A 19,882-nucleotide genomic window follows, 5' to 3' on the forward strand; every position below is an offset into this window, starting at 1 on the left:
AGCGTGCGGGGCCCTTCTGTCAGGCGGACTTAGAAGTCCATGCCACCCGTCGGGTCGCCAGCCGGAGCAGCAGGGGTGCGCTCGGGCTTCTCGGCGACGACGACCTCGGTGGTCAGGAACAGACCGGCGATCGACGCAGCGTTCTGCAGCGCCGAACGCGTGACCTTGGCGGGGTCGATGATGCCGGCGGCGATCAGGTCGACGTACTCGCCGGTCGCGGCGTTGAGGCCCCAACCCGACTCGAGCTCGCGGACCTTGGCGGCGACGACACCCGGCTCGAGACCGGCGTTCAGCGCGATCTGCTTGAGCGGCGCGTCGATGGCCACGCGGACGATGTTCGCACCGGTCGCCTCGTCACCCTCGAGCTCGAGGGCCTCGAGTGCGACGGCACCGGCCTGGATGAGGGCGACGCCACCACCGGCGACGATGCCCTCTTCGACGGCAGCCTTCGCGTTGCGGACGGCGTCCTCGATGCGGTGCTTGCGCTCCTTGAGCTCGACCTCGGTCGCGGCACCCGCCTTGATGACGGCGACGCCACCGGCGAGCTTCGCGAGGCGCTCCTGGAGCTTCTCGCGGTCGTAGTCGGAGTCGGTCGCCTCGATCTCGGCACGGATCTGGCGGACACGGCCGGCGATCTGCTCGGCGTCGCCGGCACCCTCGACGATCGTGGTCTCGTCCTTGGTGATGACGACCTTGCGGGCACGACCGAGCAGGTCGAGCGTCGCGTTCTCGAGCTTGAGGCCGACCTCTTCCGAGATGACCTGGCCACCGGTCAGGATCGCGATGTCCTGCAGCATGGCCTTGCGGCGGTCGCCGAAGCCCGGGGCCTTGACGGCGACGGACTTGAAGATGCCGCGGATCTTGTTCACGACGAGCGTGGCCAGGGCCTCGCCGTCGACGTCCTCGGCGATGATCAGGAGCTGCTTGCCCGCCTGGATCACTTTGTCGACGACCGGCAGGAGGTCCTTGATGTTCGAGATCTTCGAGTTGACGATCAGGATGTAGGCGTCCTCGAAGACGGCTTCCTGACGCTCGGGGTCGGTGACGAAGTACTGCGACAGGTAGCCCTTGTCGAAGCGCATGCCCTCGGTGAGCTCGAGCTCGGTGCCGAAGGTGTTCGACTCCTCGACGGTGACGACGCCTTCCTTGCCGACCTTGTCGATGGCCTCGGCGATGAGCGCGCCGATGGTCGGGTCAGCGGCCGAGATCGACGCGGTCGCGGCGATCTGGTCCTTGGTCTCGATGTCCTTCGCGTTGGCGAGGAGCTGGTCGGAGACGGCGGCGACGGCCTTCTCGATGCCGCGCTTGAGCGACACGGGGTCGGCACCGGCGGCGACGTTGCGGAGGCCTTCGCGGACGAGCGCCTGGGCGAGGACGGTCGCGGTGGTCGTTCCGTCACCGGCGACGTCGTCGGTCTTCTTGGCGACCTCCTTGACGAGCTCCGCACCGATCTTCTCGTACGGGTCGTCGAGCTCGATCTCCTTGGCGATGGAGACACCGTCGTTCGTGATCGTGGGGGCGCCCCACTTCTTCTCGAGGACGACGTTGCGGCCGCGCGGGCCGAGCGTCACCTTCACGGCGTCGGCCAGCTGGTTCAGGCCGCGCTCGAGGCCACGGCGGGCCTCCTCGTCGAAAGCAATGATCTTAGCCATGTGGTTTTTCGTCCCTCCCGGACGTCGTCTTGGGGGTCGTGCTGGCACTCAGCGTGAGCGAGTGCCAACGCCGATTCTGGCACTCGCCGGGTGTGAGTGCAACACAGTCGGGAGGCTCGTGACGACTTCCCAGGACACGTCGCGTCCGGTGGACCCCGCACCACCGCCGCGGTCGCGCCCCCCGCGCCGGTCACCGTCCCCGCACACGACGAACGCGCCGCCCCTGACGGGACGGCGCGTTCTGGAAGTGGTGCTGCTCAGGCGGGGCGGACGGACTCTGCCTGCGGGCCCTTCGACCCGGTGCCGACGTCGAAGACGACGGCCTGGCCCTCCTCGAGGACCTTGTAACCCGACATGTCGATGGCCGAGTAGTGCACGAACACGTCCTGGCCCCCTCCATCCACGGTGATGAAGCCGAAGCCCTTTTCAGCGTTGAACCACTTCACGGTTCCGTTGGCCATGATCTCTTGCTCCCTGGTACTGCAGTGCGGAACGACGTGATCGTCGTCTGCATGGGACTCTGACCGAACCCGTCCGATCAGGCAAGAGGTGTGACGTTGTTTCACGTCGATTCCGTCAGAAATCAACGTGCCCGAAACACGGCCGTCACACAATGCGCGGAAAACGCGGCGCGACGCCCCGCAGAGCGACCGATCAGCCGGTGTAGTCGGCGCCGAGGACGACGCTCACGTCGGCGTTCGGGAACGCCGCCGACTGCTGCACGGCCGTGACGCCGAGCTGCTTCGCGATGCCCTGCGCGACCGCCGCCTGCGACGCCTGCTGGTAGTAGACGATCGTCGACGTGGAGCCCGTCGTGCCGGCGTCACCGGTGGAGGCGACCTGCCAGCCGGCGCCGGTCAGCGCCGCGCTCGCTCGGCTGGCGAGGCCCGTGGTGGTCGTGCCGTTCAGGACGACGACGGTGGTGGTGCCCTGCTGCGCCGGCGTCGCGGCCGCCGCACTGCCCGATCCCGACCCTGCAGAGCCGGAACCGGCCGACGAGGACGCGGACGGCTTGGACGTCGCCGAGGGCTTCGCGGTGGCGGACGCCGACGTGGAGGCCGAGGGGGAATCCGAGCTGTTGAAGGAGTAGCTGCCGTTCAGCAGTGCGAGGACGAGCACCCCGATGCCGACGAGCACACCGGTGGCGAGCGCCGCCCAGGCGAAGGCGATCCAGCCGCGGCCGCGACGCTGGGCACCGCGGTGCGCACCGACCCGCGGGCCGTCGGCGACGTCGTCGAACCGGTCTCGGGGGAATCTCGTGCTCATCGTTCCTCTTCACGTCCTTCGGGAGCTGCACCGGGCGCGACGAAGCTGCGTGTCGCCCGGGCGCTGGTGCGCGCGTGACGGAGCCGCTGCAGCCGGCTGACGAGCTGCGGGTCGTACGCGAGTGCCGCGGGCGAGTCGATCACGCGGTTCAGCACCTGGTAGTAGCGCGCCGCCGACATCTCGAACTCGACCCGGATCTCCGCTTCCTTCGTGCGGTCGTGCCGTGCCCGGTCCTGCTCGAACGACAGCACGCGCTGGGCGAGCTCGCTGAGCTGCTCAGTGCTGCGTTCGTCGGTGGGGCTGGTCACGGCGGTTCCGATCACGGTCGGGTAACGGGTCTCGCACATCGTAGGGGTGGAGTCGATCCGGACCCTGGCACGGCGCTGGACTGTCGCGAACACCGGTCACAGGTTCGGCGCGCGGAACCAGCGCACACGTGTCCCGAACGGGTCGGAGACGGCCACCGCGTCCCCGTCGAGCGAGACCGTCGCGAACGCGTCCGGGTCAGCGGCGTCGAGGTCATCGGGGAGCGTCGCCGCCACCCCGCGCAGGATCCCGGTGCGCTCGAGGGCGATCCAGTGCACCCCCCGCTCACGGATCCGGTCGACGAACCGCTGCCGGTCCGCGCCCGGCACGTAGACCAGGGTCCCGGTCGTGAGGACGACCGGTTCGACGTCGTCCGGCAGGGCGTCCAGTGCACGGTCGAGGTCACTCGGCAGCGTGCCCCGGATCCGCACGGGAGGCACGGCGAGCGTCGAGCGCGCCGCCTCGCGCATCAGGGCGATCCGGTCCGACGCCTCGGGCGGGACGGCCTCGACCAACCGGTCGAACGCGCCCGGTGCGGCGAGGTCGATCGGGTTCGGGTCGAGGGCGATCCGCGCGCCGATCCGGATCGGCCTGCTCGCCGGAGCCGGGAGGCCCCCGGAGACGTCCGCGACGAGACGGACCGCGGGTTCGTCGACCGCCGTGTGCATCCGGACGAGCTCGTCGTGCGCCCCGCCGTGGTCGTCGCGCCCCGAGGAGTCGGGGCGCGACGACCGCACCGGGGCGCGTTCCGCCGGCACCCGGGACTCCGACGTCCGGTACTCCAGGGTCACCCGGTCCGGGATCGAGCACAGCCCGGCGGCGGCCCCGGCGTCGACCAGGCCGAGCGGCCGTACGGACCGTTCGGCGAGCGCCGCGAACAGCGGGACGACCGGGGCGAGCCGTTGCGGGTCGTTGGCCTGCACCGTGGCGGAGGCGAGGGCCGTGACCAGCGTGGGGCGGGCCTCCAGGCCGAGCGCGCGCAGCGCACCCGGGTCCGACGGGTCCGCGCCCAGCCGCCGCGCGACCGCGAAGAACAGTTCCGGCTGCCGCTGCTGCTCGGGGACCTCGGCGAGGAGCGCGACCAGCGAGTCGTCGAGCGACCGGGCCCAGGCGGCGTACGACGGCGAGACCGCCTGGATGCGGTCGGCGTACGCGTCGTACCGGGCGCGGGTGTCCATCAGCGCCCGGGCCGGTGCATGCCGACGTGGCGGATGCCGGCCTCCACGTACGGCTCCCCGAACCGTACGAAGCCGTACCGCTCGTACAGGGCGGCGACGTACTCCTGAGCGTGCAGGACGAACGGGTCGTGTCCGTGTTCGTCGAGGACGGCGGCGACGAGCCGCCCGGCGATCCCCTGTCCACGATGCTCCGGGTCGGTCGCGACGCGGCCGATCACCCACGCCGGCGGCGCTGCGCCGTCGGGGTGGACCTCGTCGACTGCCGGGCGGATGAGCCGCAGGTACCCAACCGCATCGGTGTCCGTGCCGAACCACCAGTGCTCGGTGTCGGGCTCGCGGTCACGGCCGTCGAAGTCCTCGGCGGTGACCCGCTGCTCGAGCGCGAACACGCGGTTGCGCACGACGACGATGCCGTACAGTTCGTCCGTCGTCAGACGGGTCCAGCGGGCGTGGTGCACGGAATGCTCGGACATCGTGGCGAGTTTAGTGAAGTGGTCGGGAGTGCCCGGAAGAGCCCGGCCGGAAGCAGGAGGAACCAATGGCATACAACGTCGACAAGTCCGACGCCCAGTGGCGCGAGGAGCTCTCCCCGGACCAGTACGCCGTCCTCCGCCAGGCGGGGACCGAACGACCGTGGACCGGTGAACTCCTCGACGAGGAGCGCGCCGGCGTCTACACCTGTGCGGCCTGCAACGCGGAGCTGTTCAAGAGCGGCACGAAGTTCGACTCCGGCTGCGGCTGGCCGTCGTTCTACGAGTCGGTGAACCCGGACGCCGTGCAGCTCATCGAGGACAACTCCCTCGGCATGGCCCGCACCGAGGTCCGTTGCGCGAACTGCGGTTCGCACCTGGGCCACGTGTTCCCGGACGGGTTCGGCACCCCCACGGGTGACCGGTACTGCATGAACTCGATCTCGCTGAACTTCTCGGAGAAGTCGGGCGAGTGAGCCCCGGACGCCCTCACCGGTAGGATGAGCGGCGTCAGCCGGCATGGCGCAATTGGTAGCGCACCGTACTTGTAATACGGGGGTTGCGGGTTCAAGTCCCGCTGCCGGCCCCAGACGAAGCGATGCCCCGGGCGAAGTCTCGCCCGGGGCATCGGCACACGGAACGCGGATCAGGGGGCGTTCCGGGCGCTGGACGCGGTAACCAGCCGGTCGTGCGACGAGGATGACACCTCACCGACCCGCGCGTCCACACCCTGACCCCACATCCGCGGAAATCCGCACGATGTGCACGAACGCGCAGCGGTCCTGTCCGCTCAGCGCCCGCCGGTGATCTTCCGCTCCCGCTGCGCGACGCCGGCCGTGCCGTAGGGGTAGTCGTCGATGCGGGGAGCGCTGGCGTCGGTCAGCCGGGCGAGCTCGTCGTCGGTGAGCACCAGGTCGGCGGCACCGAGGTTGTCCTCGAGCTGCGACAGGGTGCGGACGCCGAGGATCACGCTCGTGACCGCGGGCCGGGCCAGCAGCCAGGCCAGTGCGACCTGCGACTTCGACGCGTCGTGGGCGTCGGCCACCTCGGAGACGGCGTCGAGCACCTCCCACGTGCGCTCGTCGCCGTTGCGGGCCTCCCACGCCTCCATGCCGCGCTCCGGGTTCTCGCCCAGTCGGGTGGCGCCGGTCGGGGCCTCGTCGCGCTGGTACTTGCCGGAGAGCCAACCGCCGGCCAGGGGCGACCAGGGCAGCAGCCCGATGCCGGCGTCGAGGCAGGCGGGCACGACCTCGTGCTCGATGTCGCGGACGAGCAGGTTGTACTGCGGCTGCAGGGTGACCGGCGGTGCCCAGCCGTGCGCCTTCGCCTCGTAGACGGCCTTGGTGACCTGGTAGCCGAGGTAGTTCGAGAACCCGTAGGAGCCGATCTTGCCGGCGGACACGGCGTCGTCGAGGAACCGCAGGGTCTCGTCGATGGGGGTCAGGGCGTCCCACGCGTGCATCTGGTACAGGTCGATGTGGTCGACGCCGAGCCGTTCGAGCGAGGCGTCGAGGGCCACGCGCAGGTGTCGTCGGGACAGGCCGAGGTCGTTCGGGCCGTCGCCCTGCGGGAACCGGCCCTTGGTGGCGAGGACGACCTGCGCGGCCTCGGTGGGGTGTGCTGCGAGCCAGCGGCCGATGATCCGCTCGGACTCGTTGCCGGAGTAGACGTCCGCCGTGTCGACGAGCGTGCCTCCGGCGGCCACGAAGGCGTCGAGGATGGCGTGTGAGGTGGGTTCGTCGGCTTCGCTGCCGAACGTCATGGTGCCGAGGGTCAGCGTCGACACCGATGTCCCGCTGTTGCCGAGGAGTCTGTAGTCCATGGCGGGGACGGTACGCCCGGTGCCGTCCGACCGAGGGGACCCACGAGTACCCCTCAGCGCGGGGCGGACAGGAACCGCAGTGCCGCTTCGCGGAACGGCCGCGAGGTCGGGGCGTTGAAGTGGTTGCGCCCGGGGATCTCGAAGAAGGTGGCGTCCGGCGCGGCCTCGGCGAGCCGGACCGCGCTGTCGCGGATGCCGTCCTCGCTGCCGGCGGCGATCAGGAGCGGCTGCGCCGGGGCGTTCTCCGGGGTCGGCTCGATGCTGTTCCGCATCCCCTCGACCATGGCCACGAGCGCGCCGAGGTCGTTGCCCTCGACGTTGCCCGCCATCGTCAGGTAGCCGTTCGTGACGCGGTCCTCAATGGGGGTGCCGTCGGCGATGTACGCCTTCGCCTGGTCGACGCGGACGCGACGCATCGGGTCGGCGTCCGGGATCCCGCCGAACACCGCACGCGAGATCCGGCCGGGCAGGCGTTCGGCGGTGTGCCAGCCGACCCGTGCGCCGAGCGAGTAGCCGAGGAACGCGACGTCGTCGAGCAGGTACGTGTCGATGACCGTGGTGACGTCGGCGACGAGCAGGTCCATCGAGTAGGCACCCGGGTCGTGCGGCTTCGCGCTCGCGCCGTGCCCGCGCTGGTCGAGTGCCAGGACCCGGTAGCCGGCTCGGACCAGGTGCCGCGTCCAGCCCGAGGCGTGCCAGTTGAGCACCGCACCGGAGGCGAAGCCGTGCACCGCGATGACGGCCGGGGCGTCGGGGTCGCCGAAGTCGTAGGTCGCGAGTCGCAGCCCGTCGGGCGACATCACGAACCGGGGGCGGGGCGCTTCGGGGACGAGTGACATGTCCTCTCAAGCGTATCGGGGCAGTGTGGTGGCCATGGACGGCTACGGCGGCGATCAGATCCGGGCGGCGGAACGCCCCCACCTCGACGCGGGGGAACCCCTGATGCAGCGGGCCGCCGACGGGCTCGCGCGCATCGGCGGCGAGCTGCTGGACGACCCGGCCGTGCGGCCGGTCGACGGACCGGGGTCCGTCCTCGTGCTCGCAGGCAGCGGCGACAACGGTGGCGACGCCCTGTTCGCGGGTGCTCGCCTGGCAGCGGCCGGGAGGCACGTGGCGGTCCTGCGCGTCGGCTCCCGTGTCCACGAGGCCGGCCTGGCAGCGGCGCTGGACGCCGGCGCGCGTCTGCTGGACGGCCCGTCCGGCGCCTCGGGACCGAACGCGGGCGGAGCGGCGGACATCCTGCGAGCCGCCGGCCGGAGCGACGGCGAACGCCTGGCGGACGTCGCGACCGAGGCGGCGCTCGAGGCCGACCTGGTGCTCGACGGCATCCTCGGCATCGGGGTGCACGGCGCGAACGCACTGCGGTCCCCCGCTCGGGAGGTCGTGGACGCCATCCGTGAGCTCGCCCGCGACCAGCGTGCGCCGTTCGTCGTCGCGGTGGACGTGCCGAGCGGCATCGACGTGGACACCGGCGGCGTCGCGGACGACCACGTCCTGCACGCCGACGTCACCGTCACCTTCGGCGGGGTGAAGGCCGGCCTGTTGACCGGACCCGCCGCCACCCTCGCCGGGCGGATCGAACTCGTCGACGTCGGGATCGGTGCGGACCTGGCGACGACGGAGCCGCTGATCCGCACCTGACCCCTCGCCCGTCAGTGCGTCAGTGCGTCAGTGGTGCTCGTACAGCACGGGCTCCGGCAGACCGTGTTCGGCGCGGATGCTGCGTGCGATGCCCTCGATGGCGACCAGGGCGTCGACCACGAGCTCGGGCGTCACCGGGAACGGCATGTTGTGGATGGTCTCGCCCTCCACCGTCGCAGCCTCGGCCACGGCGCGCAGCACGTCACGGTCGTCCACCGTCAGGCCGATCTCGGTCAGGGTGTTCGGCAGGCCGACCTTCGTGGTGAAGACGACGAAGTCCTCGATCTCCTCGGCCGGGGCACCCTCGAGCACCAGCTGCGCGATCGTCCCGATGTTCACCTTCTGCCCGTGCGCCAGGCCGTGCGCCTGCGGAGCCGCGGTCAGCCCGTTGTGGATCGCGTGGGCGGCGGCGAGCCCGCCGGACTCGAAGCCCAGGCCGGACAGCAGCGTGTTCGCCTCGACGACCTTCTCGAGGGCCGGGGTGACGACCTTGGCCTTGACGGCCTCGATGGCCTGCAGGGCGTTCTCGTGCAGGAGCTTCCACGACAGCTCGGCGAGCGCGACGCCGGTCTGGGTCTGCAGGCCGCCGGCCATGGTGTCGGCGTTGGCGCGCTTCGCGGCACGGGCCTCGACCCAGGTCGCCAGCGCGTCGCCGATGCCCGCGACCAGGAACTGCACCGGCGCGTTGGCGACGAGCCTGGTGTCGATGAGCACCAGGTCCGGGTTGTGCGGGAAGAAGCGGTACTCGATGAACTCGCCCTCGGCGGTGTAGATGACGGCGAGCGCCGAGGTCGGGGCGTCGGTGGACGCAGCCGTCGGCACGCTGGCCCACCGGATGCCGGCGAGGTGCCCAGCGGCCTTCGCGGCGTCGATGGCGGAGCCGCCGCCGAGCCCCACGATGACGTCGGCGTCCGTCGCGCGGATCTGCTCGACGAGCTCGTCGACGGCTTCTGGGGTGGCGAAGCGGCCGAACCCGACACGCTCCACGGCCAGGTCGGCGGACCGGAAGCTCTCGGAGACGGCGGTCTCGACGATGCCCCAGACCACGTCGTCGGCGACGATCAGGGGCCGCTTGCCGATCGGGGCGATGAACTCGCCGACGCGGGTGATCGCGTCCTTGCCCTGGACGTAGCGGGCGGGGCTCATCACGGTGCTGATGGGAGTGGCCATCGTGCGGTTCCTTCCGGTTGTACGACAGGTGTACGACAGGTGTCGGGGTGGCCGACGCCGCCGACGGTACGCGGGGCCGCTGATCGGGAGGTGCTGATCGGTAGGTTCGGGATCATGACGTTCAACGACGACTCGCAACTCCGGGGCGGCAAGGTCAAGCGGCGGGGTCGCACCACGGCGATCGGCGGAGGTGCCGTGGGCGTCGGTGCCATCGTGGTGTTCCTGATCCTGCAGTTCACCGGCGTCGACGTGAGCGGGATCGTCGGCGGCGGCAACGGCCTGACGACGATCCAGCAGGAGGGCGAGTCTGCCGACGCCGCCCCCGAGTGCCGGACCGGGCGCGACGCCAACCTGCGCGTCGAGTGCCGGATGGAGGGCGCGGCCGAGTCGCTCGACGCCTACTGGACCTCCGAGGCGCGGTCGCTCGGCATCTCGTACACGTCACCGGAGTTCTTCCTGTTCCAGGACTCCACCGACACCTCGTGCGGGCAGGCCTCGGCCGCGACCGGTCCGTTCTACTGCCCACCGGACCGTGCGGTCTTCCTCGACACCGCGTTCTACGACGACCTGCAGTCGCAGTACGGCTCGTCCGGCGGTCCGCTCGCGCAGATGTACGTCGTCGCCCACGAGTGGGGGCACCACATCCAGCAGCTGCAGGGGTCGTTCGCGAACACCGACCGCTCCGGCACGGGGGCGTCGTCGGGCAGTGTCCGCGTCGAGCTGCAGGCGGACTGCTACGCCGGGGCCTGGGTCGGCGACGCCGCCACGACCGAGGACGCGAACGGCGAGACCTTCTTCGAACCGATCACCCGCTCCCAGATCACCGACGCCCTGTCGGCGGCGAGCGCCGTGGGCGACGACAGCATCCAGGAGCGTGCGACCGGCCGCGTCGACCCGGACTCGTTCACGCACGGGTCGAGCGAGCAGCGACAGCGCTGGTTCCTGCGGGGCTACCAGCAGGGCGCGACGAGCTGCGACACCCTGAGCATCCCGGGTTCGGCCCTGTAGCCGCACCGTCGAACCACGGGAGGCCCGGTGCCAGCTGGCACCGGGCCTCCCGTCCGTGGTCAGCGCGTCAGCGCTCGTCCAGGCGTCAGCGCTCGTCCAGGCGTCAGCGCTCGTCCGGCCGTCAGCGCTTGGTCGGCGTGGGCGTCGGGGTCGCGCTCGGCGTGGGCGTCGGGGTGGCGTCGGTCGCCCCGGCGGCCGTCACCACGAAGGTGCGGAAGTCGTCGTTCGTGACCGGGGTGGTCAGTTCGTAGCGCTGGCCGTTGACGAGCACGAGCGGCGTGCCGGGGAACTCCTTGAGCGTCGACCCGGGGATCGTGCCGTCGGACACCGCCGTCGTCTGCTCGTCCACCCACTTGGCGTAGTCCTGGTCGGCGATGCAGCTCCGGACGGCGCTGCGTTCCTGCAGCCCCTGCACGCCCGTGACGACGTCGGTGAGCTCCGCGTCGGTCAGACCAGGGGTGCCCTCGTCCGGCTGCTTCGCGAAGAGCGCCTGGTTCACCGCGTAGAACTGGTTCGGGGAGTGCTCGGCGACGCAGGCGGCGGCGTTCGCGGCGCGGAGGGAGTACTTCGTGCCCTGCGAGCGGTTCGACAGGACCGCGACCGGGTGGATGTCCACCGTGGCCGCACCGGAGTCGACGAGGTCCTTGATGTAGTCGCCGTTCGCCTGCTCGAACTGGCCGCAGCCCGGGCAGAGGTAGTCGACGTACAGGGTGATCCGGACGGTGCCGGCGCCGTCGGTCGCGGCGCTGCTCGGCGACACGGAGGCCGATCCGGACGCTGACGCCTCGACGGGCTTCAGGTCCTGCCCGATGGTGATGCCGCCCTGCGACATGGTCGACGGGCCGGGGCCGGCGGGCTTCACGGAGTCGACCAGCACGAGCGTGACGATCGTCGCGGCGGCGAGGAGCACGACCCCGAGCCCGATCTGCAGGCCGAGCCGGACACCACGCTGGCGTCGCTTCTGCTGGGTCCGGGCACGCTGGGCTCGCTGGCGGGCGGCTTCACGGCGCTCGTTCCGCGCGGCGCGGGCGGCACCCTCGGGGCGGTTGTTCATCGGTGCGTCGTCCTCCTGATCGGTGTCCGCTCGGCGTTCCCCTGCTCGGCGGACGGACCCGGCGATTGTAGTGGGGCGCTCTGGGAAGCCGCCGACCAAGGGGGAAAACACTGGCGCACCCGGGTGAACTCGTGTTGTATGAACCTCGACAGTCGACGGCGACTGTCCGGGGCCCGTACGGGCACACCGCTTCACTCGGATCGTCCGGCACGTACCTGCCGGTGAAGGAAGGACCGAACGCTCATGGCGTCCGTCACCTATGACAAGGCAACCCGTCTCTACCCCGGAGGCAACCGTCCCGCGGTCGACTCCCTCGACCTGGACGTCGCCGACGGCGAGTTCCTCGTCCTCGTCGGCCCCTCGGGCTGCGGCAAGTCCACCTCGCTCCGCATGCTGGCCGGCCTCGAGGAGGTCAACTCCGGTCAGATCCGCATCGGCGACCGCGACGTCACGGACGTCCCGCCGAAGGACCGCGACATCGCGATGGTGTTCCAGAACTACGCGCTGTACCCGCACATGACCGTCGCCGAGAACATGGGCTTCGCGCTCAAGATCGCCGGCGTCGGCAAGGAAGAGCGCGCCACCCGCGTGCAGGAGGCCGCCAAGCTCCTCGACCTCGAGGACTACCTCGGCCGCAAGCCGAAGGCGCTCTCCGGCGGTCAGCGTCAGCGCGTCGCGATGGGCCGTGCGATCGTCCGTCAGCCGCAGGTGTTCCTCATGGACGAGCCGCTGTCGAACCTCGACGCCAAGCTCCGCGTCCAGACCCGCACGCAGATCGCGTCGCTGCAGCGTCGTCTCGGCGTCACCACGGTCTACGTCACGCACGACCAGACCGAGGCCCTCACCATGGGTGACCGCATCGCGGTGCTCAAGGACGGCATCCTGCAGCAGGTCGGCACCCCGCGCGACCTGTACGAGAAGCCGAACAACGTGTTCGTCGCCGGCTTCATCGGTTCGCCGGCCATGAACCTGCTGCCCGCCGACGTCATCGAGGGCGGCATCAAGTTCGGCACGCTCAACCACGCGATCGACCGCGACACCCTGTCGAACGCCCGTGCCGCACAGATCACGGTCGGCATCCGCCCCGAGGACGTCATCGTGTCGCAGTCCGGCGAGGGCCTGCCCGTCACGGTCGACGTCGTCGAGGAGCTCGGCGCCGACGGCTACCTCTACGGTCACGCCGACGTGAACGGCCAGCGCGCCGACATCGTCGCCCGTGTCGACGGTCGTGCGCACCCGTCGATCGGTGACACGATCGTCATCACGCCGAAGCAGGGCCACGTCCACGCCTTCGACACCGAGTCGGGCGACCGCCTCGACGACAAGGCCGTCGTCAGCGCGTAACCAGCGCACTCCCCCGAGAGCCCGCGCCCGCCTCACAAGGGCGGACGCGGGCTCTCGGCTGTCCCCGACACCAGAGGAACCACCGTGCCCGACTCGATGTCCATCACCGCCGCCACCGTCGACCCCGGCCTGCTCGACCTGCCGTGGGACCTGCCGCTCGCCGACTGGCCCGACGACACGATCGTCGCGCTGCCGAAGGGCATCTCGCGGCACCTCGTGCGGTTCGTGCACCTGAGCGGGTACGTCGCCGCGGTGAAGGAGACCGGCGAAGAGGTCGCCCGGTCCGAGTACGAGATGCTCCGGACCCTGCAGCGGATGGACGTGCCGTGCGTGGACCCCGTCGCGGTCATCACGAACCGCGTCGACGCCGACGGTGAACCACTGCACCCCGTGCTGGTGACCCGCCACCTGCGGTTCTCCCTGCCCTACCGCGCGCTCTACTCGCAGACGCTGCGCCCCGAGACCGCCACTCGTCTGGTCGACGCCCTCGCGCTGCTGCTCGTCCGCCTGCACGTCATCGGCTTCTACTGGGGCGACGTGTCCCTGTCGAACACGCTGTTCCGTCGCGACGCCGGCGCCTTCGCCGCGTACCTGGTCGACGCCGAGACCGGCAAGCTCTACCCCGGCGGGCTGTCGAACGGTCAGCGCGAGAACGACCTCGAGGTCGCCCGCGTGAACATCGCCGGCGAGCTGCTCGACCTCGAGGCAGGCGGGCGACTCGACGAGAACGCCGACCCCGTCGACGTGTCGAACCGCATCGTCGCCCAGTACCGGACGCTCTGGACCGAGCTCACCGGCACCGAGCAGTTCGACATCAAGGAACGCTGGCGCATCAACGACCGCGTCGAGCGCCTGAACGAGCTCGGCTTCGACATCGAGGAACTGTCGATCCACACGACCGAGGGTGGCTCGCAGGTCCGGATCCAGCCGAAGGTCGTCGACGCCGGGCACCACCAGCGGCGACTGCTGCGACTCACCGGGCTCGACGCCGGCGAGAACCAGGCCCGGCGCCTGCTCAACGACCTCGACTCGTACCGCGCCCGCAACGGCCGTGACGAACTCGACGAGGAGATGGTGGCGCACGAGTGGGTCTCACGGGTCTTCGAGCCCGTCGTCCGCTCGATCCCCCGTGACCTGCGCGGCCGACTCGAACCCGCCGAGGTGTTCCACGAGCTGCTCGAGCACCGCTGGTTCATGTCCCAGCAAGAGGAACGTTCCGTCTCCCTGCCCGAGGCCACCACGGCCTACATCAACGACGTGCTCCGACACCGTCGCGACGAGCGCCTGCTCATCAACCCGCCGACCTCGTCGATCACCGTGCCGATCCCGGTGCTGGACGACGACGACGCCGACGAGTCCGACGAGTCCGACGACGTCGACGACTGGCGCGCCACGGTCTGACGCGGTCCCCGCTCGGTCACGACACCCCGCCGGGCGGGCGTCGACCGGTCGCAGACCGTCGCCTGCGGCGTCGCGCAGCGACGACTCGTGACCACACGGCGGGCACCAGCCAACGCGTCCTGACCGTTCGGGGGTCGGCAACGCGACCGCCTGGAGGCCCGGCGCGGGTCCCGGAGACCGGCGCCGGGCCTCCAGGCCGTCACGCCCGACCCCGCTGGTGGTGACGTTGGACGTCGAGCGGTCACGACACCCCGCCGGGTGGGCGCCGACCGGTCGCAGACCGTCGCCTGCGGCGTCGCGCAGCGACGACCCGTGACCACACGGCGGGCACCAGCCGACGTGTCCTGACCGTTCGGGGGTCGGCAACGCGACCGCCTGGAGGCCCGCCCCGCGTCCCGGAGACCGGCGCCGGCCCTCCAGACCGTTACGCCCAGCCCCGCCTCGCACCGTGAGCAGGAATGGTCGCCTCCCGCTCGGGGAGGCGACCATTCCTGCACACGAAGTGCTGGGCTACACGGTGCGACGGCGCCGCGCGACCTCCCACAGGGTGACGCTCGCGGCGATGCCGGCGTTCAGGGACTCGGTGGCGCTCGAGATCGGGATCGACACGATGGCGTCGCAGGTCTCGGTGACCAGGCGCGACAGGCCCTTGCCCTCGGAACCGACGACGATCACGATCGGGCGGTCCGCGAGCTCGAGGCCGTCGAGCTCCACGTCACCGTCGCCGTCCAGGCCGAGGACGAACAGGCCCATCGACTTGAGCGACTTCAGGGTCTGCGTGAGGTTCGGGGCCATCGCGACGGGCGTGCGTGCCGCGGCACCGGCCGAGGTCTTCCACGCCGACGCCGTCACTCCGACCGAACGACGCTGCGGCACGATGACGCCGTGTCCGCCGAAGGCCGCGGTCGAGCGGATGATCGCGCCGAGGTTGCGGGGGTCGGTGATGCCGTCGAGCGCGACGAGCAGCGGGACCTGGTCGCGCGAGAACGCCTGCTCGACGATGTCCTCGGACACGGCGTACTGGTACGCCGGCACCTTGAGGGCGACGCCCTGGTGCACGCTGTCGTGTCCGGTGATGCGGTCGAGTTCGGGACGCATGAGCTCGATGATCGGCACGCCACGGTGGTTGGCGAGCGCGAGGATCTCCTTCACGCGGTCGTCGACCTCGATGCGCGACGCGATGTAGAGCGTCGACGACGGGGTCTTCGTGCGCAGGGCCTCGAGCACGGAGTTGCGCCCGGTCACCAGCTCGGAGTCGTCGGTCTTGCGTGCCGGCGGACGGCCCGTGCGACCCTGCGGGGTGCTCGAGGAACCGTGACGGCCCTTGGCCGCCTCGAAGCGGTCCTTCGCGGCCTTGCGCTTTCCGGCGGGGTGGTACGGGCGGTCCTCGGCCTTCGGGGTCGGCTTGCGGCCCTCGAGCGCCTGGGCGCCCTGTCCGCCGGAGCCGACCTGCTTGTTGCCCTTGCGACCGGTGCGGACGGCGCCGGGCCGACCCTTCTTGCTTCCCGAGACGTTCTTCATGCGTAGCTCCTGTTCGGCACTGCCGTGTTCAGGCGATGCTCCAGCGTGTTCCGGACGGCGTGTCCTCGATCGTGATGCCCGCGGCGGCGAGGTCGTCGCGCACGCGGTCGGCCGCGGTGAAGTCCCGTGCTGCCCTGGCGTCCGCGCGCTCCTGCACGAGGCGTTCGACGAGGGCGGCGAGCGGGCCTGCCGAGGTGTCGTGGCCGCCGCCCGACCAGTGGGCGGCTCGCGGGTCGATGCCGAGCACCTCCACCATCGCAGCCACCTGATGGTACGCGGTCCCGAGCGTTTCCGCATCGTCGGCGTCCAGGGCAGCGTTGCCGGTGCGTACGGTCTCGTGCAGCACGGCCAGGGCCTGGGGCACGGAGAGGTCGTCGTCCATGGCCGCGGCGAAGGCCTCGGGCACGGCCGGGGCGTCGGCGAGGTGGACACCCTCGAGCCGGGTCTCGGCGCGCTCGAGGAACCCGGCGATGCGGTCGTACGCCGCCTCGGCCTCGGTCAGGGACCCCTCGTGATGGTCGATCGACGAGCGGTAGTGGGCGGCACCGAGGAAGTAGCGCACGACGGCGGGACGGGCGGATCCGAGGAAGTCCGCCGCGAAGATCGAGTTGCCGAGCGACTTCGACATCTTCTGCCCCTCGACCGTCACCAGACCGTTGTGGAGCCAGTACGAGGCGAACGGGTCCCCGGCGGCCGTGGACTGCGCGAGCTCGTTCTCGTGGTGCGGGAAGCGCAGGTCGAGCCCGCCGCCGTGGATGTCGAACGCGGGGCCGAGGTACCGGCGCGACATCGCCGAGCACTCGATGTGCCAGCCCGGGCGGCCGGCGCCCCACGGGGAATCCCAGTTGGCGGTCGAGGGCTCGCCGGGCTTCGCACCCTTCCACAGCGCGAAGTCACGGGCGTCGCGCTTGCCACGCGGATCGGCGTCGGCGGCCTCGACCATGTCCTCGCGCCGCTGCCGGGTGAGCACCCCGTAGTCGGCCCAGCTGCCGGTGTCGAAGTAGACGTCACCCGAGCCGTCGTCGGCGGCGTAGGCGTGCCCGCGGTCGACGAGGCGCTGGATGATCTCGTGCATCTGCGGCACGCTCGCGGTGGCACGGGGCTCGTAGGTCGGGGGCAGGATGCCGAGGGCGTTGTACGCGGCCGTGAACTCGAGCTCGACCCGGTAGGCGCGGGCGAACCACGCCTCGTCCGTGCCGGCAGCCAGGTCGAGGACCTTGTCGTCGATGTCGGTGACGTTGCGCACCAGGGTCACCCGGTACCCGCGGTGGGTGAGCCACCGACGCCAGATGTCGTAGACGAGCGCGGACCGCAGGTGCCCGATGTGCGGCGACGACTGCACCGTCGGACCACAGACGTAGACGCTCACGTGTCCGTCGACCAGGGGCACGAGGTCGACGACGGCTGCGGCGCGGGAGTCGTAGAGGCGAACGGTCACGCCTCAACCCTAATCGGCGCGGGGCCGCGGTTTCAGGAGGGACGCACGAGTGCCGTGGCGATCGCCGCGAGCCCCTCGCCACGGCCGGTGAACCCGAGCCCGTCGGTCGTCGTGCCGGACACGGCGACGGGCGCACCGACGACCGCGGACAGGGTGTCCTGCATCTCGTCGCGGCGACGACCGATGCGCGGCCGGTTGCCGATGACCTGCACGGTGACGGACACCGGCACGAGCCCGGCGTCGGCGAGCAGCGCGACCGCGCCGCGCACGAACACGTCGCCCGTGGCGCCGGCGTACTGCGGGTCAGCGGTGCCGAAGCGTCCGCCGATGTCGCCGAGGCCCCCGGCGGAGAGCAGGGCGTCGCACACCGCGTGCGCCACCGCGTCACCGTCGCTGTGGCCGGAGAGGCCGGGTTCGCCGGGGAAGTCGAGCAGCCCCACGCGGCAGGGTGAGGCGTCGTCGAAGGCGTGCACGTCGACCCCGAGCCCGAGTCGGACCGCGACGGCGTCCGACTGGCTGGCACCCGCCGCACCGGCAGCCGCAGCGGTACCGGCACCAGCACCAGCACCAGCACCAGCACCGGCCCGCGCCCGCACGATCGACTCGGCCCGGCCGAGGTCCCACGGCGTCGTGATCTTGAAGGCGTCGGCGTCACCCGGTACGAACCGGACGGTGCCCCCGACGGCCTGGAACACCCCGGCGTCGTCCGTCTCGGACTGCGACGCCACCGCGTACGCCCGCCGCAGTGCCGCGAGCGGGAAGCCCTGTGGCGTCTGCACCCCGACGAGCGCCGCACGGTCGACGGTCTCGACGACGACGTCACCGTCGACCCGCTTCACCGTGTCCGTGACGGGGAGCGCCGGCACGACGCCCGCACCGTCCCCGGCGGCGACGGCGTCGAACACCCGCGAGAACTGTGCCGCGGGCGTGAGGCACCGGGCCGCGTCGTGCACGAGCACCGTTGCGACGGAGTCCGGCAGGACGGCCAGGCCGGCCTCGACCGAACCGTGGCGATCTGCGCCTCCTGGGACGACGGCCGTGTACGCGACCGCCGCTCCCGCGACGGAACCGACCACCTGCCGGCACTCGTCCAGGTGCGACGCCGGTGCGACCACGACGACGAGCGTCGGCGACGGCAACGCGAACAGGGGTTCGAGCGCCCGCGCGAGCATCAGCGCACCGGCCACGGGCACGAACGCCTTCGCGGTCCCGATGCCGAGCCGGGTGCCGGAGCCCGCCGCAACGACGACGACCGCCCGGTCCACCCCTTCGGGGAACCGTGCGGTCGTCGTTCGTGCTGTCGTGTTCAGTGCGCTGTCGTCAGGCTCAGGAAGCCAGGACCTCGTCGAGGACGGTCGATGCCTTGTCCTCGTCGGTCTTCTCGGCCAGCGCGAGCTCGGAGATCAGGATCTGCCGGGCCTTGGCCAGCATCCGCTTCTCACCCGCGGAGAGCCCGCGGTCCTGATCGCGCCGCCAGAGGTCGCGGACGACCTCGGACACCTTGATGACGTCACCGGAAGCGAGCTTCTCGAGGTTCGCCTTGTAGCGGCGTGACCAGTTGGTGGGCTCTTCCGTGAACGGCGCCCGGAGGACCTCGAACACCTTGTCGAGCCCTTCCTTGCCGATCACGTCGCGGACGCCGACCAGGTCGACGTTGTCCGCCGGGACCTCGATCGTCAGGTCACCCTGCGTCACCCGCAGTTTCAGGTAGACCTTTTCCTCGCCCTTGATGACGCGAGTCTTGACTTCAGAGATGGTTGCCGCCCCGTGATGGGGGTAGACGACGGTCTCGCCGACCTCGAATTGCATGTATCAGGCTCCGTTCCCAGACATCCAGTTTACCACAAGGGCCGTTCCGGTAAGGGGACCCTCAACGCTCACCCCTCCCGGTGATCGCTAGGATGGGCGCGGGGACCGCCCGGTCTCCATCGTGACTTACGGAGGAATCTCTTGCGACCTCGGGTACTCGTGTCCGTCGCCGTTGCGGCAACCATCGCGCTCGGCGCCACCGGGTGCGAGTTCATGTCGCCGGCCCACACCGTCGACATCAAGCAGATCACCGACGGCGTGGACGTCTCGACCGGCAAGGTCGACGTGCGGAACGCCCTCCTGATCTCGGACGACGGTGAGAGCGCCCGCTTCATCGGCACGCTCGTGAACAACGACGACCAGGACGACTACACCGTCTCGATCGAGATCGGCGGCGACACCCAGACCGTCGACGTGCCGGCGAACACCCACGTCGACCTCGCCATGGCCGCGGGTGCGGGCAGCGACGACGAGTCGAGCGTGCAAGAGGGCGACACCACGCAGGGCACCACCGCCGGTGACGCCGAGCCGATCGTGTTCGACAACGCGGACGCCAAGCCCGGTTCGCTCGTCAAGGTCTACTTCAGCTACCCGGACGCCGAGGGCACCTCGGCCAACGTGCCGGTGCTGACGAGCTCGCAGGAGGAGTACCAGACCCTCGCGCCGAGCCCGACCCCGACGCCCACCTCGACGTCCCCGTCCGAGAGCGGCGCACAGTCGACCGGCGAGGCCGTGCCCGGCACGCAGCCGACCGACTCGCAGACGGATTCGTCCGAGGGTGACAACGGCACCAACTGACGCC

20 protein-coding genes and 1 tRNA gene are annotated in these 19,882 nt (G+C 71.0%); 7 read left to right on the forward strand and 14 right to left on the reverse strand.

The genetic code is table 11. The features are described 5' to 3' along the window. Positions 1-29: 29 nt before the first annotated feature. The 6 genes from groL to DEI96_RS15715 all read right to left on the reverse strand — a co-directional run bounded on the left by groL (position 30) and on the right by DEI96_RS15715 (position 4,875). Complete coding sequence (gene groL, locus DEI96_RS15690) at positions 30-1,652, reverse strand: chaperonin GroEL (protein WP_017888048.1); 1,623 nt, start codon at positions 1,650-1,652, stop codon at positions 30-32. A gap of 257 nt (positions 1,653-1,909) precedes the next feature. Beyond that, positions 1,910-2,113 (reverse strand): cold-shock protein, encoded by a 204-nt coding sequence (locus DEI96_RS15695; protein ID WP_017888049.1) that lies wholly within the window; start codon positions 2,111-2,113, stop codon positions 1,910-1,912. A 193-nt stretch (positions 2,114-2,306) separates the two neighbouring features. Next, a complete protein-coding gene (locus DEI96_RS15700; RefSeq protein WP_071404071.1) occupies positions 2,307-2,918 on the reverse strand; it encodes a LytR C-terminal domain-containing protein in 612 nt (203 codons plus the stop codon). Beyond that, positions 2,915-3,226, reverse strand: a complete 312-nt coding sequence (locus DEI96_RS15705; protein ID WP_241660403.1) for a DUF3263 domain-containing protein — start codon at positions 3,224-3,226, stop codon at positions 2,915-2,917. The genes DEI96_RS15700 and DEI96_RS15705 overlap by 4 nt, the downstream gene beginning before the upstream one ends. Before the next feature lie 96 nt (positions 3,227-3,322). Further along, positions 3,323-4,402, reverse strand: a complete 1,080-nt coding sequence (locus tag DEI96_RS15710; RefSeq protein ID WP_111024148.1) for a DUF2332 family protein — start codon at positions 4,400-4,402, stop codon at positions 3,323-3,325. Next, positions 4,402-4,875, reverse strand: coding sequence for a GNAT family N-acetyltransferase (locus DEI96_RS15715; protein ID WP_181440558.1), 474 nt, complete (start codon positions 4,873-4,875; stop codon positions 4,402-4,404). Before DEI96_RS15715 ends, DEI96_RS15710 begins: the two co-directional genes overlap by 1 nt. Positions 4,876-4,940: 65 nt before the next feature. Here DEI96_RS15715 and msrB point away from each other — a divergent pair, with 65 nt between their 5' ends. Beyond that, positions 4,941-5,348: a peptide-methionine (R)-S-oxide reductase MsrB gene (gene msrB, locus DEI96_RS15720; RefSeq protein WP_027466599.1), complete on the forward strand. Its 408-nt coding sequence runs from the start codon at positions 4,941-4,943 to the stop codon at positions 5,346-5,348. A 37-nt stretch (positions 5,349-5,385) separates the two neighbouring features. Then, a tRNA-Thr gene (locus tag DEI96_RS15725) sits at positions 5,386-5,461 on the forward strand. Positions 5,462-5,662: 201 nt separating this feature from the next. On the opposite strand, the gene DEI96_RS15730 is transcribed toward DEI96_RS15725, so the two are convergent. Both DEI96_RS15730 and DEI96_RS15735 read right to left on the reverse strand, forming a co-directional pair. Next, entirely contained in the window at positions 5,663-6,694 is a 1,032-nt protein-coding gene (locus DEI96_RS15730; RefSeq protein ID WP_111024147.1) for an aldo/keto reductase, read from the reverse strand. Between the two features lie 53 nt (positions 6,695-6,747). Then, a complete protein-coding gene (locus tag DEI96_RS15735) occupies positions 6,748-7,533 on the reverse strand; it encodes an alpha/beta fold hydrolase (protein WP_071244025.1) in 786 nt (261 codons plus the stop codon). A gap of 34 nt (positions 7,534-7,567) precedes the next feature. Between DEI96_RS15735 and DEI96_RS15740 the strand changes: the two genes are divergently transcribed. Beyond that, positions 7,568-8,335, forward strand: coding sequence for an NAD(P)H-hydrate epimerase (locus DEI96_RS15740; RefSeq protein WP_111024152.1), 768 nt, complete (start codon positions 7,568-7,570; stop codon positions 8,333-8,335). 27 nt (positions 8,336-8,362) lie between these two features. Here DEI96_RS15740 and DEI96_RS15745 read toward each other — a convergent pair whose 3' ends face one another. Further along, positions 8,363-9,505 carry a glycerol dehydrogenase gene (locus tag DEI96_RS15745; RefSeq protein WP_111024146.1) on the reverse strand — a complete coding sequence of 381 codons (1,143 nt, stop codon included), beginning with the start codon at positions 9,503-9,505 and terminating at the stop codon, positions 8,363-8,365. Between the two features lie 114 nt (positions 9,506-9,619). Here DEI96_RS15745 and ypfJ point away from each other — a divergent pair, with 114 nt between their 5' ends. Continuing rightward, positions 9,620-10,513: a KPN_02809 family neutral zinc metallopeptidase gene (ypfJ, locus tag DEI96_RS15750; protein WP_111024145.1), complete on the forward strand. Its 894-nt coding sequence runs from the start codon at positions 9,620-9,622 to the stop codon at positions 10,511-10,513. A gap of 121 nt (positions 10,514-10,634) precedes the next feature. On the opposite strand, the gene DEI96_RS15755 is transcribed toward ypfJ, so the two are convergent. Beyond that, entirely contained in the window at positions 10,635-11,567 is a 933-nt protein-coding gene (locus tag DEI96_RS15755) for a DsbA family protein (RefSeq protein WP_111024144.1), read from the reverse strand. Between the two features lie 243 nt (positions 11,568-11,810). Between DEI96_RS15755 and DEI96_RS15760 the strand changes: the two genes are divergently transcribed. Then, positions 11,811-12,911, forward strand: coding sequence for an ABC transporter ATP-binding protein (locus DEI96_RS15760; RefSeq protein WP_071244017.1), 1,101 nt, complete (start codon positions 11,811-11,813; stop codon positions 12,909-12,911). Positions 12,912-12,995: 84 nt separating this feature from the next. Then, positions 12,996-14,312, forward strand: a complete 1,317-nt coding sequence (locus tag DEI96_RS15765; RefSeq protein WP_111024143.1) for a DUF4032 domain-containing protein — start codon at positions 12,996-12,998, stop codon at positions 14,310-14,312. A 510-nt stretch (positions 14,313-14,822) separates the two neighbouring features. Here DEI96_RS15765 and rlmB read toward each other — a convergent pair. The 4 genes from rlmB to DEI96_RS15785 are packed head-to-tail and all read right to left on the reverse strand — an operon-like array spanning position 14,823 to position 19,080. Then, positions 14,823-15,833 carry a 23S rRNA (guanosine(2251)-2'-O)-methyltransferase RlmB gene (gene rlmB, locus DEI96_RS15770; RefSeq protein ID WP_111024142.1) on the reverse strand — a complete coding sequence of 337 codons (1,011 nt, stop codon included), beginning with the start codon at positions 15,831-15,833 and terminating at the stop codon, positions 14,823-14,825. Between the two features lie 28 nt (positions 15,834-15,861). After that, a complete protein-coding gene (gene cysS, locus DEI96_RS15775; RefSeq protein ID WP_111024141.1) occupies positions 15,862-17,271 on the reverse strand; it encodes a cysteine--tRNA ligase in 1,410 nt (469 codons plus the stop codon). Positions 17,272-17,303: 32 nt separating this feature from the next. Beyond that, the gene (ispD, locus tag DEI96_RS15780) at positions 17,304-18,581 is read right to left on the reverse strand and encodes a 2-C-methyl-D-erythritol 4-phosphate cytidylyltransferase (protein WP_502866299.1); all 1,278 of its coding nucleotides are present in this window, start codon (positions 18,579-18,581) and stop codon (positions 17,304-17,306) included. Between the two features lie 16 nt (positions 18,582-18,597). Continuing rightward, positions 18,598-19,080: a CarD family transcriptional regulator gene (locus DEI96_RS15785; protein ID WP_017888066.1), complete on the reverse strand. Its 483-nt coding sequence runs from the start codon at positions 19,078-19,080 to the stop codon at positions 18,598-18,600. Between the two features lie 141 nt (positions 19,081-19,221). Between DEI96_RS15785 and DEI96_RS15790 the strand changes: the two genes are divergently transcribed. Continuing rightward, positions 19,222-19,878: a hypothetical protein gene (locus DEI96_RS15790; RefSeq protein ID WP_128780543.1), complete on the forward strand. Its 657-nt coding sequence runs from the start codon at positions 19,222-19,224 to the stop codon at positions 19,876-19,878. Positions 19,879-19,882: the final 4 nt, after the last annotated feature.

Origin of the sequence: Curtobacterium sp. MCLR17_031 (genome assembly GCF_003234775.2) — a bacterium.
Classification (GTDB): Bacteria; Actinomycetota; Actinomycetes; order Actinomycetales; family Microbacteriaceae; genus Curtobacterium; species Curtobacterium flaccumfaciens.